This window comes from Microbacterium sp. Bi128 (assembly GCF_918698205.1).
The window spans coordinates 1-1,385 of record NZ_CAKKMM010001347.1; the positions used below are offsets into that span (position 1 = coordinate 1).

At 68.4% G+C, this 1,385-nt stretch carries 2 protein-coding genes and 1 pseudogene; 1 reads left to right on the top strand and 2 read right to left on the bottom strand.

Features of this window, described 5'->3' with window-relative positions; translation table 11 throughout:
* Positions 1 to 366, bottom strand: a pseudogene (locus LQV45_RS32645) (hypothetical protein); the annotation flags it as partial.
* A 138-nt stretch (positions 367 to 504) separates the two neighbouring features.
* Positions 505 to 831, bottom strand: a complete 327-nt coding sequence (locus tag LQV45_RS32650; RefSeq protein ID WP_230011727.1) for an ATP-dependent DNA ligase — start codon at positions 829 to 831, stop codon at positions 505 to 507.
* A 266-nt stretch (positions 832 to 1,097) separates the two neighbouring features.
* Here LQV45_RS32650 and LQV45_RS32655 point away from each other — a divergent pair.
* Positions 1,098 to 1,385 (top strand): CNNM domain-containing protein (locus LQV45_RS32655; RefSeq protein ID WP_230011747.1); only part of this gene is annotated, 288 nt, incomplete at its 3' end.

Below are 1,385 nucleotides of genomic sequence, written 5' to 3' on the forward strand. Positions count from 1 at the left end.
GAAGTCGGTCGTGCAGTCCCCGATCTGGTCGTCGAGGAAGCGTTGGATCTGTTCGGCATCCATCGCCGTGCCGTCGTAGAAGGCGGCATCCTCGATGAGGGATCCGGGATCGAAGTCGGCCAGATCGATCGAGGCGCGCTTGGTCTCGGTGTTCCACACGGTGTTCCATCCGGAGACGAGGTGCACGAGCGGGACCGCCGCGGCGACGACGAGGCCGAGCACGACGACGGCGAGGATGCCGGCCGTCCACCGTCGACGGTGCAGCACACGGCGCCGCGCCGCGCTCAGGCGCCGGGGGACACCGCGGCGCGCGGGTCGGCTTCGGGGTGCGGGGCGGCGGCGCGTCGGGCCTGCCTGTCTCGCCATGGTTCGATCGTGCCGCACCGCGCTGAACGTAGGGGGGACGCGGCTCGCGCGGCGCGGCGGACGGACAGGAGATTCCCGGTCAGCGACCGCGCGGGCGCGCGGTATCCGACAGGGGTCTCGCGGGTCGGCCTGCCCGGATCAGCGGACGGGACGGACCGGTGCGGCGGGCGCCGCGGCGATCCCCGAACCGGAGAGCGTGAGACCGTCGGAGCCGCTGGCGTCGTGCATCATCTGATCCACGAGTTCGCGGTCGATGGCAGGCTCACGACCCCCGTAGAACTGCAGCACGAGGGCGTTCGAGGCGTGGATCCACAGACTCGCCTGCCGCACCCCCTCGTTCACGGGCACCTGGAGCATGAAGCCCTCGTTGCGTCGAAGCTTGTTCATGATCACGATGCGCAAGTGCGCGAGCAAGCGGTCGTCGATGTCGAACGTCGCACGGTCGCGGTAGATGAGGCGTCCCACGGCTGGTCCTTTTCTGGCGCGCCGAAGCGTACCTGTCGAGCAAGGGGCGGGACCACGCCGGGAAGCGAGGCAATGCGGGGACCCTCATTCTGCCATCTCCGGGGCGCCTCTCGCTCGCCACAGCACATTCAAAGCCGGCGCCGATAATCTCTGTCGAACCACTCCGACGACCCACGAGAGAGAACACCCGTGAGCCCTCACCGAACCTCCACCGACCAGGAGGGCCGATCTTCGAGCCCCCTCGTTTCGAGAGGGGGTGAAATCGGATGCTGACAGCGGTCCTGACGCTGCTGTTGGGTGTGGTCATCACGCTCGCGATCATCGCGGCCTGCGGCTTCTTCGTCGCCCAGGAGTTCGCGTACATGTCCGTCGATCGGGCGAAGCTGTCGGCCCGCGCCGAGAAGGGCGATGCCCAGGCCAAACGGGTGCTCGCGATCACGCAGCGTACGTCGTTCATGCTCTCGGGAGCCCAGCTGGGCATCACTGTGACCGGCCTGCTGATCGGCTACGTCGCGGAGCCCTTGATCGGCGCCTCGATCGGCACGCTGCTCGGT